The sequence below is a fragment of the Mycobacterium sp. OAS707 genome (genome assembly GCF_014873705.1).
In the GTDB taxonomy this organism is placed as follows: domain Bacteria; phylum Actinomycetota; class Actinomycetes; order Mycobacteriales; family Mycobacteriaceae; genus Mycobacterium.
The window spans coordinates 1,383,597-1,400,844 of the sequence record NZ_JADBDS010000001.1 but is presented as its reverse complement, the minus strand read 5'-3'; the positions used below and the strand labels follow the sequence as shown (position 1 = coordinate 1,400,844).

Genomic DNA, 17,248 nt, shown 5'->3' with positions numbered 1-17,248 from the left:
GGCATTGATGCTGCCAGCAGTCGGTGACAGTCGCTTGTCGGACCCCCATGGTGTCATGCATTCATGTCCGCACCGCAGACCGAACTGACCCTCACCGCCCTCACTGAACCAGGCATGCGCGGTGTGGTGCGCGTGCTCGGCGGCGCCGGTACGGGCAAGAGCAGCTTGCTGATTCAGGCCGCGACGGCCCACATCGCCGCGGGCAGTGACCCCGAATCGGTTCTGCTGCTGACGGGTTCGGCGCGGCTCGGCAGCCAGGCGCGGGCAGCCATCACGTCGGCATTGTTGTCGGCGGGCAGCCGCGCTGTCGTCCGCGAACCGTTGGTCCGCACCCTGCACTCGTACGCGTTCGCCGTACTGCGGTTGGCGGCGCAGCGCAACGGCGATCCGCCCCCGCGACTGATCACCAGCGCCGAGCAGGACGGCATCATCCGTGAACTGCTCGCAGGTGACTTGGAAGACGGTGACGCGTCACCGGTGGGCTGGCCCAGCCAACTGCGTCCGGCGCTGTCCACTGTCGGGTTTGCCAACGAGCTGCGCGACCTGCTGGCCCGGTGCACCGAACGCGGCGTGGATCCCATTGCGCTGCAACGCATCGGACGAACCAGCGGCCGTCCCGAATGGCTGGCGGCTGGCAAGTTCGCGCAGGCCTACGAGCAGATCATGCTGCTGCGTTCTGCCGTCGGCATGGCGGCACCGCAGGCCACGGTGCCCGCGCTGGGCGCCGCCGAACTTGTCGGCGCCGCGCTCGAAGCGTTCGCGACCGACGCGGACCTGTTGGCGGCCGAACGCGCCAGGATCAAGCTGCTTCTCGTGGACGACGCGCAGCATCTCGATCCACAGGCGGCCCGGCTTGTTCGCGTGCTGTCGGCAGGTGCGCAGCTGACCGTCATCGCCGGAGACGCGAGCCAGTCGGTGTTCGGATATCGCGGCGCCGACCCGTCGCTGCTGCGCGGTGACGAGCCCGCCATCACGCTCACGCGATCGTTTCGCTGCGCGCCGGTCATCGCCGACGCAATCACCGCTGTTGCGCGCCGGTTGCCGGGTGCCGACGCGGCGCGGCATATGACCGGTGCCGAGGACCGGCCGGGCGAGCTGAATGTGCAGATCGCTGCGACGCCACACGCGGAATCCGCGTTGATCGCCGACGCCCTGCGCCGCGCCCACCTGGTCGACGGTGTGCCGTGGTCGCGGATGGCCGTGATCGTGCGGTCGGTGCCGCGGCTGGGCGCGCCGCTGGCCCGCGTTCTCGTCTCGGCCGGTGTGCCGGTGGACGCCCCGCTGCCGAGCACCCCGTTGGCCGATCAGCCCGCGGTGCGCGCGCTTCTGACTGTCCTCGACGCCACCGACTACGGTCTGGACGGCGAGCGCGCGCTGTCGCTGCTGACCGGGCCGATCGGCCGTGTCGATCCAGTGTCGCTGCCCCAGCTGCGACGGGCGTTGCGCAGAGCCGACGGCAGCCAACCGCCACGGGAGTTCACCGACCTGCTTGTCGAGGCGCTCGACAACGACACCGACCGACTGTCCGCCGAACTCGGTAGGCCGTTGCGCCGGGTACGGGCAGTGCTCACCGCCGCGCGCAGCAGCGCAGCACAAGGCCAAGATCCCCGCTACACGCTGTGGCAGGCCTGGCATCGGTCCGGCCTGCAACGACGCTGGCTGGCGGCCAGTGAACGCGGCGGCCTTGCGGGTGCGCAGGCGGACCGTGACCTCGACGCGGTCACCGCGTTGTTCGATATCGCCGAGCAATACGTGAGTCGCACGACGGGCGCGTCGCTGCGCGGGCTCGTCGACCACGTCGAGGCGATGGGCCTGCCTCCGACACCTCGCGAGCAACGGCCTGACCCCGACGCGGTCGCGGTCCTGTCCGCCCACGCGGCGCTCGGCAGGGAATGGGATTTCGTCGTCATCGCGGGAGTGCAGGAAGGGTTGTGGCCCAACACGACCCCGCGTGGCGGCGTGCTGGGCACCCAGCAGCTCGTCGACGTGATGGATGGAGTCGAGACGCAGGTCGATCGGGGCTTGTCGAGTCGCGCGCCGCTGCTGGCCGAGGAACGCAGGCTGTTGATCGCGGCGATGGGCCGCGCCCGCACCCGCCTGTTGGTGACCGCGGTCGACAGCGACTGCGGCGACGAGTCGATGCTGCCGTCACCGTTCTGCTACGAACTCGCGGCGCTCGCGACCGACCCGGAACCCGACCCGCCACAGCCGATCCATGCCCCGCGCGTGCTGGCCCCACCTGCGCTGGTCGGACGGCTGCGCGCGGTGGTATGCGCGGCGGATGAAAACATAGACGACAGCGAAAAGCTTTGTGCAGCAGCGCAACTCGCGCGGCTGGCGGAGGCCGGTATCGCCGGTGCCGACCCGGCTCAGTGGTACGGCATGACGCCGTTGTCCAGTGCGGAACCGCTGTGGGACGGTGACGACCACGTCGTGACGCTCTCACCGTCGACGCTGCAGATGCTGACCGACTGCCCACTGCGCTGGCTGCTCGAACGCCACGGCGGCTCCGACGGACGCGATGTCCGCTCAGCGATCGGATCGCTGTTGCATGCTCTTGTCGCCGAGCCGGGCAAGACCGAAAACCAGATGCTCAACGAACTCGAAAAGCTCTGGGCCAAGCTGCCGTTCGAATCGCAGTGGTTTTCCGACAACGAGCTGGCACGCCACCGTGCGATGCTGTCGACGTTCGCGCAGTGGCGTGCGCAAACCCGCGGCGAGCTGACTGAGGTGGGCACCGAGGTCGACATCGACGGCACAGTCGGTCCGGGGGTGCGGGTGCGTGGTCGCCTTGACCGGCTCGAGCGCGACGCCGAGGGCCGGTTGGTGGTCGTCGACATCAAGACCGGTAAGACGCCGGTCAGCAAGGACGACGCGCAACGCCATGCCCAGTTGGCCATGTACCAGCTCGCCGTCGCGGAAGGACTGCTGCCACAAGGTGATACACCCGGCGGCGGTCGGCTGGTGTATCTCGGCAAAACCGGATCGGGTGGGGCCACCGAACGCGAGCAGGACCCGCAGTCAGTCGACGCTCGCGCCGCTTGGCTCGCGTTGGTGCAGCAGGCGGCGGCCGCCACTCAAGGTCCCGAGTTCGTCGCGCGGGTCAACGACGGGTGCTCACACTGCCCGGTGCGCGCCATGTGTCCGGCCCAGGCCGTCGCCGGTGGGCGGTCATGACCCCTCGCTACAGCCCGGCCGAACTAGCCTCCGCGCTCGGCCTTTTCGCGCCGACCGACGAGCAGACGGCGGTGATCGCCGCCCCGCCCGGGCCGCTGGTCGTCATCGCGGGCGCAGGTGCAGGCAAGACGGAAACCATGGCGGCCAGGGTGGTGTGGCTGGTGGCCAATGGCTACGCCCGTCCCGGCGAGGTGCTCGGCCTGACGTTCACGCGCAAGGCCGCCGGGCAGCTGCTGCGCCGCGTCCGAACGCGGCTGGCCCGGCTGGCCGGCGCCGGTCTTGTTCCCGGCGGTGGCGAGGTGGCCGACGACCCCGCGACCGTCAGCACCTATCACGCGTTCGCCGGGAACCTGCTGCGCGAACACGGACTGCTTTTGCCCGTCGAGCCGGACACCCGCCTGCTCAGCGAAACGGAGCTGTGGCAGTTGGCTTTTCGTGTCGTGTGCGAGCATCCAGAGCACCTCGACACGGACAAGACCCCGGCCGCGGTCACCGCGATGGTGCTGCGGCTGGCTGGCCAGCTGGCCGAACACCTCGTGGACACCGAACAACTACGCGACACCCACGTCGAACTCGAGCGGCTGGTACACACCCTTCCGGCGGGTCCGTATCAACGCGACCGCGGACCCAGCCAGTGGCTGCTGCGCATGCTGGCCACCCAAACCGAACGCACCCAACTGGTTCCGCTGATCGACGCCCTGCATGCGCGCATGCGGGCCGAGAAGGTCATGGACTTCGGCATGCAGATGGCCTCGGCCGCCCGGCTGGCGGCCACCGTCCCGCAAGTCGGCCAGCAGCTGCGCGAGAGGTACCGGGTGGTGCTGCTCGACGAGTACCAAGACACCGGGCACGCGCAGCGCGTCGCGCTGTCGTCATTGTTCGGTCGCGGCGTCGACGACGGCCTCGCGCTGACGGCGGTCGGGGATCCGATCCAGTCGATCTACGGTTGGCGGGGTGCCTCGGCTACCAACCTGCCGCGGTTCACCACCGATTTCCCCCACGCCGACGGCACCCCGGCGCCTGCGCTGGAACTGCGGACCAGTTGGCGCAATCCGCCGCGGGCGTTGCACCTGGCCAATGCCGTGTCCGCGGAGGCGCGGCGGCGCTCCGTCGCGGTGCGTGCCCTTCGACCCCGACCCGATGCCCAGCCCGGCGTCATCCGGTGTGCGCTGCTGAATGACGTTGTCGCCGAACGTGATTGGGTCGCTGATCACCTGGCGGCGATCTATCACGGCGCGGACGGCCCTGCACCGACGGCAGCGGTGCTGGTGCGCCGGAACGCCGACGCGGCACCGATGGCGGATGCGCTGACCGCCCGTGGCGTCCCCGTCGAGGTCGTCGGTCTAGCCGGATTGCTGGCAGTGCCCGAGGTCGCCGACCTGGTGGCGATGCTGCGAATGGTCGCCGACCCCACCGCCGGCGCAGCCGCGATGCGGGTGCTCACCGGACCGCGGTGGCGCCTTGGCGGTCGCGACATCGCCGCGCTGTGGCGGCGTGCCGTCGAACTCGATGACCGGCCCACCCTCGAAGCCACCACCGAACAGATCGTGGCGCAGGCCGCCGCCGACGCCGATGCCGCGTGCTTGGCCGACGCGATCTGTGACCCCGGGCAGTCGGACGCGTATTCGCCTGCCGGGTATGCACGGATCGTCGCGCTCGGCCGTGAGCTGACTGCCCTGCGCGCCCATCTGACGCACCCGCTGCCCGATCTCGTCGCCGAGGTCCGTCGGGTGCTCGGGCTCGACGCCGAAGTACGGGCGGCCAGGCCGCTGGCCGCAGGATGGTCTGGCACCGAACATCTGGACGCGTTCGCCGACGTGGTGGCCGACGTCGGGGGCCGGTCAGGGGCGACGGTGCCGGGTCTGCTGGCGTATCTGGACGCTGCCGAACAGGTGGAGAACGGCCTGGCGCCCGCCGAGACGTCGGTCGCGACCGACCGGGTCCAGATCCTCACTGTGCACGCCGCGAAGGGGCTGGAGTGGCAGGTCGTGGCGGTGCCGCACCTGAGCGGCCGGGTGTTTCCGTCGACCGCGTCGCAAAGAACGTGGCTCACCGACGCGGGCGACCTGCCGCCGCTGCTGCGCGGTGACCGGGCCACGGCCTCCGAACTCGGCGTCCCGGTGCTGGACACATCGGACGTCAACGATCGAAAGCGGCTGTCCGACAAGATCTCCGAGCACAAGCGCAGCCTCGAGCAACGCCGCATCGACGAAGAGCGCCGGCTGCTGTATGTCGCGCTGACCCGCGCCGAGGACACCCTGCTGCTGTCGGGTCACCACTGGGGTGTGTCCGAGACCAAACCGCGCGGCCCTTCCGAGTTTCTGTGCGAACTCAAGGACATCATCGAGACGTCGGAGGCCGCGGGCGATCCGTGCGGCGTCATCGAGCAGTGGGCCCCCACCCCGGCCGACGGTACGCCGAACCCGTTGCGCGACAGGGCTATCGAGGCCATCTGGCCCACCGATCCGGCAGGCCCGCAACGAACACACCTCGACAACGGCGCGGTGATGGTAGCCAAGGCGATGTCGGGGGAGATCGACCTCAACGCCGACGATGTCGACGGCTGGGTGGCCGACGTCGATGCTCTGCTGGCCGAACGCGACCAAGCGACCGACGCGCCCGTTGCGCCGCTGCCGACGCAGCTGTCGGTGAGCACACTCGTCGAGCTCAGTCGTGACCCTGATGGCGTCGCGCAACGGCTGCGCCGTCGGCTGCCGACCCGTCCTGACCCGCACGCGTTGCTGGGCACGGCTTTTCACGATTGGGTGCAGCGGTTCTTCCACGCCGAGCGGCTGTTCGACCTGGACGATCTGCCAGGAGCCGTCGACCGCGAGGCCGGCGCCGCCGAGGAGCTCGCCGAGTTGCAGGCTGCGTTCGCGGTGTCGCCGTGGGCGGCGCGCACGCCGATCGACGTGGAGGTCCCGTTCGACATGGTCATCGGCGGGCGTGTCGTGCGCGGGCGCATCGATGCGATCTTCGCCGACGACGATGGCGGCACCACCGTGGTCGACTGGAAGACCGGCGATCCGCCGGACACCCCAGAAGCCAAGCAGCATGCGGCAATTCAGCTGGCCGTGTACCGGCTCGCGTGGGCGCAACTACACAACTGCCCCATCGAAGAAGTCCGCGCGGCATTCCATTACGTGCGGTCCGGTCGAACGGTCATCCCCGACTCGCTGCCCGACGCCGACGACCTCGTCGCGCTGATCGAGGCGGCCTAGGAGTTGCGGTAGATCTTCAGCGCGGAGGTGATCATCGGAATCTGCAGCGGCAGCCGGGCAATAGCGCCCAGCCGCATCACCAGCGGCTTGGCAGGGTCTTTGAACCACAGCCGCACCATGTTGACGTTGGCAGGGAAGACCGCGAGAAACAGGGCGACCGCGGACAGTGCGCCGAGCTTGCGGGTGCGTTGCGATAGAAGCAGGGCGCCGGTCGTCAACTCCGCCACCCCCGAGGCGTAGGTGTAGAACCGCGTGCTGCCCGGCAGTTCGACCGGGACGATGTCGTCGAACGGCTTGGGCGCGACGAAGTGCAGGGTGCCCATGCCCAACAACATCGCTCCCATCCGGAGGGCCGGTGCCGGGTTGGCAAGCTGCTGCAGTTCAGGCGGGGGTGAGGTCATGGTTACATTGTGGCGTGCGCCAACTCGGATCGATGACGGGTTCCTGTGGCTAAAGGCAAACTGCGAAGTCGGCTGGCGGCCGTCGAGGAGAATCTGACGTCGCGACCGGATGCCGCGCTCGTCGACGTCCTTCGCATTCCCGAGCCATTCGTCAGCCCTGGCCAGCGCATCTTCCGCCGGATCGTGTACGCGATGCTCGCGCTGTTCGCGGCGGTGGTCATCGTGTACCTGGACCGCCACGGATACCGCGATGTCCGCAATGAGATAAGCGACACGCCAGGCAACAGGGAGCTGTCGTTCCTCGACTGCTTCTACTACGCGACCGTCTCGCTGTCGACCACCGGATACGGCGACATCACCCCGATCACGTCGTCGGCGAGGCTGGTCAACGTCCTGGTGATCACGCCACTGCGGATCGCATTCCTGATCGTCCTCATCGGTACCACGGTGGAGACGCTGACCACGCAGTCGCGCCAGGCATTGAAGATCCAGCGATGGAGGAGCAGAGTGCGCAACCACACCGTCGTCATCGGATACGGCACCAAGGGCAGGACGGCCGTAGCCGCGATGGTCGGTGACGAGGTGGCACCGGCCGACATCGTCGTCGTCGACGAGAACGTCACCGCCCTCGAACGCGCGAAGAGCGCCGGGTTGGTCACCGTGCACGGCGACGCCACCAAATCCGAGGTGCTGCGGCTGGCCAGCGCCCAGCACGCCAAGTCGATCATCGTCGCGACCGACGACGACGCCAGCGCAGTGCTGGTCACCTTGACCGCGCGCGAACTCGCGCCGAACGCGAAGATCATCGCCGCGGCCCGCGAAGCCGAAAACCAGCACCTGCTAAGGCAATCCGGCGCGGACTCGACGGTGGTGTCATCGGAAACTGCGGGCCGTCTGCTTGGCATCGCGACGCAGACCCCGAGCGTTGTCGAGATGATGGAAGACTTGCTGACTCCCGACGCGGGCTTCGCACTGGCCGAGCGCGAGGTCGAGGCGAAGGAAGCCGGCGGCTCGCCGCGGCACCTGACCGACATCGTGCTCGGCGTCGTTCGAAACGGCGAACTCGTGCGGGTCGACGCGCCCGAGGTCGACGCGTTGGAGCTCGGTGACCGGCTGCTGTACATCCGCAGCGCGGAAGCCGACCGATGACATCCGGCGGGTTCCAGCTTCGCAATGTCCCGCTGCTGTCCCGCGTCGGTGCCGATCGGGCCGATGCGCTGCGCACCGACGTCGACGCGGCGATCGCCGGGTGGCCCGACGCCCTGGTGTTGCGGGTCGACCGACGCAACCAGGTGCTGATTTCCGGCGGCCAGGTGGTGCTCGGCAAGGCCGCCGGGCTGGGGGACAAGCCGCCGGAGAACGCCGTGTTTCTCGGCCGTCTCGCCGACGGGCGGCACGTGTGGGCGATTCGCGCCGCGCTCGAGGGACCAGAGGACCCGCACGCGGAGACCGAAGTGCTCGACCTGCGCCGCGCGGGTCAGATCTTCGACGACGTCAGCGCCCACCTCGTCGCAACCGCAACTGCCCTGCTGAATTGGCATGACAACGCACGGTTCAGCGCGGTCGACGGCGCGCCGACCAAGTCGATCAAGGGCGGGTGGTCGCGCGTCAACGCCACCAATGGCCACGAGGAGTTTCCCCGCATCGACCCCGCGGTGATCTGCCTGGTGCACGACGGCCACGACCGCGCGGTGCTGGCCCGCCAGACCGTCTGGCCCGAGCGGCTGTTCTCACTGCTCGCCGGCTTCGTCGAGGCAGGCGAATCGTTCGAGGCGTGCGTGGTCCGTGAGATCCGCGAGGAGATCGGCCTGACCGTGACCGACGTTCGCTATTTGGGCAGCCAGCCTTGGCCGTTTCCGCGGTCGTTGATGGTTGGATTCCACGCGCTCGGCGATCCCGACGAGGAGTTCGCGTTCAACGACGGCGAAATCGCCGAGGCGGCATGGTTCACCCGCGCCGAGATCCGCGAGGCGCTCGAACACGGCGACTGGAGCAGCGACTCACCGTCGCGGCTGCTGCTGCCCGGATCGATTTCGATCGCCAGGGAAATCATCGAGTCCTGGGCCGCACAGGACTGACGTCGCCGCCCCACATTTGGCGATTTAGCTGTCGAATAGTTTGCTGGCTGCCACGATTGGGGTCGTGTCTGCCGGTGTGGTGAGCCGTTCGGTCGAGTTCTCTGCGATCGCCGACTTTCTGACATCGGCACAGACCCAGCCGTCGGGATTGGTCATCGAGGGCGAGGCAGGGATCGGCAAAACCACGCTGTGGCTGGCCGCTGCCGAGCAAGCGAGCGAGCGCGGCATGCAGGTGCTGTCCGCCAGGACTGGGCAAGCCGAATCGGTGATGGCCTATACGGCGATGTTCGATCTCTTCGCGGCCGTGGACGACACCATCTTGGCGAAATTGCCTGGGCCGCAACGCCTTGCGGTCGACAGGGTGATGTTACGCGCCATCGAGGAGGGCCCCGCCACGGATCAGCGTGTGGTGGCCGCTGCGCTGCTGTCGGTGGTCAACCGGCTCGCGGCTGAAGCAACGGTTCTGCTGGCGATCGATGATGTGCAGTGGCTGGACCCGGCCAGCAAGGCGGTAATCGCTTCCGCGGCGCGCCGTCTCGATGGCTCGGTTGGAGTTTTGGTCACTGAGCGTTCGCACGCCAACGGCGGCGGCGCGGCCTCATGGCTGCAGATGCGTCGACCGGACGCGGTGAACCGCGTGCACGTCGGACCCTTGAGTATGGGTGGCCTACGTGAACTGATTTCGCAAAAACTGCACCTTTCGCCGCCTCGCCCGGCCATTGTGCGCATCGCCGAAATTTCAGGCGGGAACCCATTTTTCGCGCTTGAACTCGCGCGCGCGATAGACGATCGATCGCCCGCCGCGGACCTCGTTGTGCCGCCGACATTGGCCGAACTGATGCGCGCCCGCATCGGCCGCATCGAGGGTCAGGCGCGCGATGTATTGCTCGCTGCGGCATGTGTTTCCGCTCCAACCTTGGACCTGCTGGCGCAAGTCCTCGGCACCGGAGTCGACCGCATCGTGGAGTTACTCGAAGTGGCCGAGAGCAACGGCATCATCGTGATCGACGGCAATCTTGTGCGGTTTGCCCACCCGCTGCTGGCGCACGGTATCTACACGGACGCAGCTGCCAGTCGGCGGCGCAGAATGCACAGCGTCCTGGCCGAGACTGAAACGCAGCCTGAACTGAAGGCCCGGCATCTTGCATTGGCGTGCACGACCGAGGATCCGGCAACCCTTAAGGCTCTCGACACGGCCGCCGAAATGGCCCGCATCCGTGGCGCGCCCGCCGCGGCGGCCCAATTGATCGATCTCGCCCGAAACCTCGGCGGGGATACGCCATTGCGCCGGATCCGCTCGGCGAAGCACCATCTCGACGGCGGCAATGCCGCGCAGGCCCGGGCTCTGCTCGACGAGACGATCGGCCAGCTGCCGCCAGGCCCTCTGCGAGCCGAGGCGCTGACGCTCCTCGCAGTGGTGCGATTATCCGACGACAGTTTCATCGAAGCCGCGAAGGTGTTGGAACGCGGCCTCGGGGAGGTCGGTGATCATCCTGCGCTGAAAACGCAGATGCTGGTCATGCTGTGCTACGCCCTGCTCAATTCCGGCGACCTGGCGGTCGGCCTGCGGCATGCAGAAGAGGCGGTGGCAACTGCTACCCCCATTGGTCAGCCGCACCTGCTCAGCCAATCGCTGAGCATGCGGGTGTTCTTGAGCTTCATGCATGGAGCGGGTCTCGACGAAGCCGGCCTGCGGCGCGCCCTCGAATTGGAAGATCACGTGGCGACCACCCCCGCGCCGTTCCGCCCAAGCGTCCATAACGCGTTGCTGCTGGCCTGGGTCGGGCGACTGGAGGACGCTCGCGGCGAGCTGCTGAAGGTGTGGACCCACTGCGTGGATCACGGCGGTGAAGGCGAGTTGATGTTCCTCGCCATGCACAGGTTCTTGGTGGAGATCTGGAGTGCCGACCTCGACCGCGCCCATCAGATCGCCTCGGAAGCGATGGAACGGGCGTTACTGCTTGGCGGTGATGTCGCCATGTCTGTGGCTTTGACGACCCGTGCCGCCCTCGCCGCGTTCGCGGGAAACGCCGACGACGCGAGGCGCGATGTTGCCGACTCGCTGGCGGCGGCTGCAAGGGGTGAATCGCTCAGGCTCGCGGGCTGGTCGCTGACGACGTTGGCCTTCCTCGAGTTGTCTCTGGGCCGCCACGAGGAAGTGCTGGCGGCGCTTGGCCCGCTGTTGGCCCGGTTCGACGCGACGCCGGACGGCGCGGAGATCATCGTCGCAGCGTTCGTACCGTATGCCGCCGAAGCGTTGATCAACCTGCGTCGACTCGATGAAGCCGAGCCGTTGATCGAAAGACTCGAACGCAACGGTGTTCGGCTGAATCGCCCGTGGATGTTGGCGGAGGGGGCCCGGTGTCGCAGTATGTGGTTGGCTGCGCACGGCGACGTGGCCCTGGCTGCCGACAAGGCTCATCAGGCGATGCGTGAACACGCGAAGCTGTCGATGCCTTTCGAACGTGCCCGGACCCAGCTGGTGCTGGGCCAAATACAACGCCGCCAGCGCAAGAAGCATGCCGCCGAAGCAACGCTGCAGGAGGCGCTGCGCGCATTCGAAGACATCGGGGCGCCATTGTGGGCGGAGCGTGTCGGCAGCGAATTGGCCCGGACCAACGTGAGCCCGAGCCGTGACAGCCGCCTGACCCCCTCAGAACAACGTGTGGCAGAACTCGCGGCCACCGGCATGACGAACCGCGACGTCGCGGCGGCGCTGTTCGTCAGCCCGAAGACGGTCGAGTCCAATCTCTCGTCTGTCTATCGCAAGCTCGGCGTACGTTCACGGGCAGAACTCGGCCGCCGCATGGCCCAACCTGCGCAGGCTGACTAACTGGCCAGCTTCGCCAGCTTGGCCTTGACCTCCGCGCCGCTCGGGTTGGTCAGCGTCGAGCCGTCCGCGAATTTCAGCGTCGGCACCGTCTGATTTCCGCCGTTGACCGAGGCCACGAAGTCCGCAGCGGCCGGGTCGGTTTCGATGTCGACCTCGGCGAACGAAATCCCCTCCGACTTCAGAACCTTCTTAAGCCGGAAGCAGTAGCCACACCACGAGGTGCTGTACATGGTCAAAGCGCTCATAAGCCGTCCAACGTAACGGATACCCACAACATGCCCGCGCCGCACCCGGCATATGTCACAGCCCCCTGCCAAGATGGACCGCATGTCGGTCGAGGCGCCCATTTCGCGTGACGCACTCCTCGCCGACCTCGACGACGAGCAGCGCGAAGCCGTCCTCGCGCCGCGCGGGCCGGTCTGCGTGCTGGCAGGCGCGGGCACCGGAAAGACTCGCACCATCACCCGCCGCATCGCCCACCTCGTGACGGCCGGACACGTCGCGCCCCAGCAGGTGCTGGCCGTGACGTTCACGTCGCGCGCCGCCGGGGAGATGCGTGGCCGGTTACGGGCGCTCGATCAGGGCGTCGGCACCGGTTCGGTGCAGGCGATGACGTTCCACGCCGCGGCCCGCAGGCAGCTCTCCTACTTCTGGCCGCGCGTCGTCGGCGACACCGGATGGCAACTGCTCGACACGAAGTTCTCGGTCGTCGCGCAGGCCGCCAACCGCGCCGGGATGTCGACCAGCACCGACGACGTGCGTGACCTTGCGGGCGAAATCGAGTGGGCCAAGGCATCTTTGATCAGTCCCGAGGGCTACGGCGCCGCAGTCGCGCAGGCCGGCCGCGACATCCCGTTCGACGCAGCGAAGATCGCGGCGGTATACGCCGGATACGAAAAGCTCAAGGCCCGCCACGACGGCATGGCGCTCCTGGATTTCGATGATCTGCTGCTGCACACCGCCGCCGCGATCGAGAACGACGACGCCGTCGCCCAGGAGTTCCGCGATCGCTACCGATGCTTCGTCGTCGACGAGTACCAGGACGTCACCCCGTTGCAGCAGCGGGTGCTCGATGCGTGGCTCGGCAACCGCGACGACCTGACCGTCGTCGGCGATGCCAACCAGACCATCTACTCGTTCACCGGCGCCACACCGCGTTATCTGCTCGACTTCTCGCGGCGCTTCCCCGACGCCGCGGTCGTGCGACTGGAGCGCGACTACCGATCCACCCCGCAGGTGGTGTCGCTGGCCAACCGGGTCATCGCCGCCGCCCGCGGCCGGATGGCAGGCAGCAAGCTGCACCTCGTCGGTCAACGCGACCCCGGACCCAACCCGACGTTCAACGAGCATCCTGACGAGGTCGCCGAGGCCGCCGCGGTGGCCAAGAAGATCAAGAACCTGATCGAGTCGGGCACCGCGGCCTCGGAGATCGCAGTGCTGTATCGCATCAACGCGCAATCTGAGGTGTACGAAGAGGCGCTGACCGCCGCGGGGGTGCCGTTCCAGGTGCGCGGCGGCGAGGGTTTCTTCAGCCGTCAGGAGATCCGCCAGGCTCTGCTTGCGCTGCAGCGCGCCGCCGAACGGGATGTCGAAGGCGAACTGCCCGATGTCGTCCGCGCCGTCCTCGAACCGCTCGGCCTGACCGCCGAACCCCCGGCCGGTACCCGCGCCCGCGAGCGGTGGGAGGCGCTCGCCGGGCTTGCCGAACTCGTCGACGAGGAAGTGGCCCTGCGCCCGACGCTCGACCTGGCCTCGCTGCTCGTCGAGCTTCGTCAGCGCGCCGACGCGCGCCACCCACCCACAGTGCAGGGCGTCACGCTGGCTTCGCTGCACGCCGCCAAAGGCCTGGAGTGGGACGCGGTGTTTCTGGTCGGGCTGGCCGACAACACGCTGCCCATCTCACACGCGCTTGCGCATGGGCCCGACAGTGAACCGGTCGAAGAGGAACGCCGGTTGCTGTACGTCGGAATCACAAGAGCCAGAGTGCATTTGGCGCTCAGCTGGGCGTTGGCCCGGGCGCCGGGTGGCCGGCAGAGTCGACGGCCGTCGCGCTTCCTCAACGGCATCGCTCCGCAGTCACCCAGTGACGCCACCCCCAACCGGCCGCGCCGTCCCCGCGGTCCCACACCGCGCTGCCGCGTCTGCAACGGCACACTGACCACCCCGCCCGCAATCATGCTGCGGCGCTGCGAATCCTGCCCGTCCGACCTCGATGAGGAGCTGCTCGCGCAGCTGAAGGATTGGCGGCTGCGCACGTCGAAGGAGATGAGTGTGCCGGCCTATGTCGTGTTCACCGACAACACGTTGATCGCGATCGCCGAGACGCTTCCGGCAGACGATGCCGCACTGGTCGCGATCCCCGGCATCGGCGCGCGCAAGCTCGAGCAGTACGGGCCCGACGTGCTGGCGTTGGTCAAAGGCCGCAGCCGCTAGGCCGGCGACATTGAAGAGACGGCCAATCGTCGTAAAAATCGTGCCAAAACCGCTGGTCAAAAATTGATTGTCATCGAAAGCTGATACCGTTAGCCTCAAGATCACACCGCGAGTCGAAAGGAGGGTGCCCGGATCATGTTGAGCTTTAAAGCGTTACCCGGCGTAGGCGTTGACGTCATGGCTGCCGGCATGTCGCGCACCCTTCACATCGCCGAGGCTGTCGCCCCGGCGCATCCCGCTTTTTGGGCGTACCCAGGCGCGGGAAGGGCGGCCGCCATTGCGCCGCAGCGCAAGCGTCGCAACGCTACCGCGACTGGACAGTCCGTGGATCGAGGCACCACCTAGGTAGAGCCCCGAACGAAGCCGAAAGGCCACGGACCCAAAGTCAAGGATCCGTGGCCAATTTTTTTGGAGTCATTCGGACACCGAAAGACCTGGTCAAGGATCCATCAGAAGACAGATGGCCGACGAAACCAACGACCAGGAAGCAGAAGGTGCAGTCATGTCGACGGCGATGAGCGCTCGCGCGAAGAGCTTCGAATCAGAGACATGCCGTGAAAGACCGATGCTGTCGGTGCCATGTCATGTCGAGGATCCCGATCTGTGGTTCGCCGAGAACCCGCTTGACCTCGAACGCGCCAAGGCGCTGTGTGCGGATTGCCCGATCCGCCGCGAGTGCCTCGATGCGGCGCTGGCACGCCAGGAACCGTGGGGCGTTTGGGGTGGCGAGATCCTCGAGCGTGGCACGATCATCGCGCGTAAGCGCCCGCGTGGACGTCCACGCAAGAACACCGAGGAAAACCCGGCAGCCGCGTAAGGGCTGCCGGGTTTTCCCGTCTCAGGCGTCAATTAACTTGGGCGACAATGTCGCTCGAAGCCGTCGTGTCAGGCCGCTTCTTCAGCGAAACCCGGGATCAGTTCGGTGGCCAGTCGCCTGACCGGGATGTGCGCGTCGAGCTGACAAGCGATCGCGACGTTGGAAGCGATCACCCGCAGCGGAATCGCCAATTTCGCGGGGAGGTCCATCTGCCGGGCGGCCTTGATCTGGCCTGCGGCGCGGTCCGGCTTCATGTTCATGGCGGTGATCTTCTGCAGCCACTTTCGGGTGTAGTGGAACACCTCGACTTCGAGCGGTTCCACGTACTGCCGCATCATTTCGTCCATTTCGCGCTTGGAGACCTGCTCGCCCTTCTGGACGAAGCCGATCTTCTGCATCGTCGTCAGCAGATTCTCGTAGTCGTCGTTGAGCGCATAGCGCGTCGACAGCCCGATCTCGACCGGAATGCCGCCGGGCAGTGGAGCGACAGCGCCGAAGTCGATCACGCCCATCTTGTCGCCGGGCAGCAGCATGAAATTCCCGGGATGAGCGTCGCCGTGCATCATCTCCAGACGGCGCGGCGCGTCGTAGGTCAGCTCAAAAAGCCTGGTGCCCATGAGGTCTCGCTGTTCGGTGGTGCCCTCGCGGATGATCACCGACAACGGGATGCCCTCGATCCACTCCTGGATCACGACCTTCGGTGCGCTGGCCACGATGCGAGGCACGACGAAATGCGGGTGTCCCTCATAGGCTTTCGCGAACGCCCGCTGGTTGTCGGCCTCCAGCCGGTAGTCCAGCTCCATCTCGGTGCGCTCGATCAGCTCGTCGACCACGCCCTGCACGTCGGCACCCGGGGAGAGCTGCTTGAACACGCTGACCATCCGCTTCATGGTCTTCAGGTCGGCGCGCAGCGCCTCGTCGGCGCCGGGGTACTGAATCTTGACCGCCACCTCGCGGCCGTCTGACCACACCGCCTTGTGCACCTGGCCGATGCTCGCCGATGCGACCGGGGTGTCGTCGAACGAGGCGAAACGTTCCCGCCACTTGGTGCCCAACTGCGAGTCCAGCACGCGGTGCACTTTGGCGGCGGCCAGCGGTGGTGCCTCACGCTGCAGCTTGGTCAGCGCCTCGCGGTAGGGCTTGCCGTACTGCTCGGGGATCGCGGCCTCCATCACCGACAGCGCCTGGCCGACCTTCATCGCACCGCCCTTGAGCTCACCGAGCACGGTGAACAACTGCTGTGCGGCCTTGTCCATCAATTCGGCGTTGACCTCGTCTTTCGACGATCCGGTCAGCCGTTTGCCGAACCCCAGCGCGGCCCGGCCTGCCATGCCAACAGGCAAGCTCGCCAGCTTGGCGTTGCGCGCGGCCCGACCCCGTTTGATGTCAGTCACCAAACCATCATCCCTGACGTTTCTGAGTGGCCTGCAACGAGTTGGCAACAAACGTTTTCAACACCAGCAGCGCGGGTGCCGCGACCACCGGCGCGCCATGATCGCGCCGGCGTTGACGTCGAACTCCAACGTGGTGTCCAGGGTCGGCGGTGGCTCCGTGGATGTCTCGACATTCGGGTCCGATCCCACCGCCCTGATGACGCGGTCGATCTGGTTGAGCGCCAGCGCGGCCGTCGCCAACACAGTGGCCCGGTCGGCGTTGCCGACGGCGTTGCGCAACTGCGAGGCGACCGCAGGCCACGCCGCGTCGCGGTCGCTGCGATGCAGATCCGCGCAATCCAGGCAGCTGGTCACGCCCGGGATGACGAGCGGGCCCACCAAACCGGCGCCGTCGCGCAGTCGCACGGGCAGATGCGCGACGCCGGCACTGTGCAGGTCGCGAACGATCCGCGGTTCGGTGACCAGAAAGTCCGACAGCACAACAAGATCCGTCGTCGCCGGCGGCGGAGCCTGTGTGACGGTCGACCGCGTCACCCGAGCGCCCGAGCACCGCAGCGCGTTGGCCAAAACGTCGGAAAGCGGACCGCGGCCATGGATGCGGATCGACGCGCAGCGCGTCCGCGCGCGCACCGCAACGGTCACCACACCGGCCTGCGTCAACGACTCGACGAGTTCACCCGCGTCGACCTCGAAGCGCGCCTGCAGTTCGGGCAGTGTCGCGCCGGCCTGCAGCGTGCGCAACAGGTCGGCCAGGGCACCCGGCGTCAGCCCGGCGGGCGGCCGCACCAGCACCGCGCGGCGGGGATCCCAGCCGACCTGCACAGCACCGTCGGGGCGCAGCAGCACCGGCATCGCCGGATCAAGGGTGTAGCGCCCCATGCGCCGACTCTGCCA

11 protein-coding genes are annotated in these 17,248 nt (G+C 67.7%); 7 read left to right on the top strand and 4 right to left on the bottom strand.

The annotated features are described in order from the left end of the window. The first annotated feature begins 63 nt into the window (after window positions 1–63). Window positions 64–3,177, top strand: coding sequence for an ATP-dependent DNA helicase (locus GGC64_RS06890; RefSeq protein ID WP_192721663.1), 3,114 nt, complete (start codon window positions 64–66; stop codon window positions 3,175–3,177). Further along, the gene (locus GGC64_RS06885; RefSeq protein WP_192721662.1) at window positions 3,174–6,398 is read left to right on the top strand and encodes an ATP-dependent DNA helicase; all 3,225 of its coding nucleotides are present in this window, start codon (window positions 3,174–3,176) and stop codon (window positions 6,396–6,398) included. Before GGC64_RS06890 ends, GGC64_RS06885 begins: the two co-directional genes overlap by 4 nt. Here GGC64_RS06885 and GGC64_RS06880 read toward each other — a convergent pair. Beyond that, window positions 6,395–6,799, bottom strand: coding sequence for a hypothetical protein (locus tag GGC64_RS06880; RefSeq protein WP_192721661.1), 405 nt, complete (start codon window positions 6,797–6,799; stop codon window positions 6,395–6,397). The genes GGC64_RS06885 and GGC64_RS06880 overlap by 4 nt on opposite strands. 45 nt (window positions 6,800–6,844) lie before the next feature. On the opposite strand from GGC64_RS06880, the gene GGC64_RS06875 reads away from it, so the two are divergent. The 3 genes from GGC64_RS06875 (at window position 6,845) to GGC64_RS06865 (ending at window position 11,710) form a co-directional block, all read left to right on the top strand. Then, the gene (locus tag GGC64_RS06875) at window positions 6,845–7,948 is read left to right on the top strand and encodes a potassium channel family protein (protein ID WP_192721660.1); all 1,104 of its coding nucleotides are present in this window, start codon (window positions 6,845–6,847) and stop codon (window positions 7,946–7,948) included. Then, the gene (nudC, locus tag GGC64_RS06870; protein ID WP_192721659.1) at window positions 7,945–8,877 is read left to right on the top strand and encodes an NAD(+) diphosphatase; all 933 of its coding nucleotides are present in this window, start codon (window positions 7,945–7,947) and stop codon (window positions 8,875–8,877) included. Before GGC64_RS06875 ends, nudC begins: the two co-directional genes overlap by 4 nt. A 64-nt stretch (window positions 8,878–8,941) precedes the next feature. Next, a complete protein-coding gene (locus tag GGC64_RS06865) occupies window positions 8,942–11,710 on the top strand; it encodes an AAA family ATPase (protein WP_192721658.1) in 2,769 nt (922 codons plus the stop codon). Here the strand turns inward: GGC64_RS06865 and mrx1 are convergent. Continuing rightward, window positions 11,707–11,955, bottom strand: a complete 249-nt coding sequence (gene mrx1 / locus GGC64_RS06860) for a mycoredoxin Mrx1 (protein ID WP_192721657.1) — start codon at window positions 11,953–11,955, stop codon at window positions 11,707–11,709. The two genes, GGC64_RS06865 and mrx1, sit on opposite strands and share 4 nt — an antisense overlap. A gap of 82 nt (window positions 11,956–12,037) precedes the next feature. Between mrx1 and GGC64_RS06855 the strand changes: the two genes are divergently transcribed. Next, window positions 12,038–14,143 carry an ATP-dependent DNA helicase UvrD2 gene (locus tag GGC64_RS06855; protein WP_192721656.1) on the top strand — a complete coding sequence of 702 codons (2,106 nt, stop codon included), beginning with the start codon at window positions 12,038–12,040 and terminating at the stop codon, window positions 14,141–14,143. 502 nt (window positions 14,144–14,645) lie between these two features. After that, window positions 14,646–14,960 carry a WhiB family transcriptional regulator gene (locus GGC64_RS06850; protein ID WP_192722432.1) on the top strand — a complete coding sequence of 105 codons (315 nt, stop codon included), beginning with the start codon at window positions 14,646–14,648 and terminating at the stop codon, window positions 14,958–14,960. A gap of 68 nt (window positions 14,961–15,028) precedes the next feature. Here GGC64_RS06850 and GGC64_RS06845 read toward each other — a convergent pair whose 3' ends face one another. Together GGC64_RS06845 and GGC64_RS06840 are read right to left on the bottom strand one after the other, a co-directional pair. Further along, entirely contained in the window at window positions 15,029–16,402 is a 1,374-nt protein-coding gene (locus GGC64_RS06845) for an AarF/ABC1/UbiB kinase family protein (RefSeq protein ID WP_192721655.1), read from the bottom strand. A 9-nt stretch (window positions 16,403–16,411) separates the two neighbouring features. Next, entirely contained in the window at window positions 16,412–17,233 is an 822-nt protein-coding gene (locus GGC64_RS06840) for a cyclodehydratase (protein WP_192721654.1), read from the bottom strand. Window positions 17,234–17,248 lie beyond the last annotated feature (15 nt).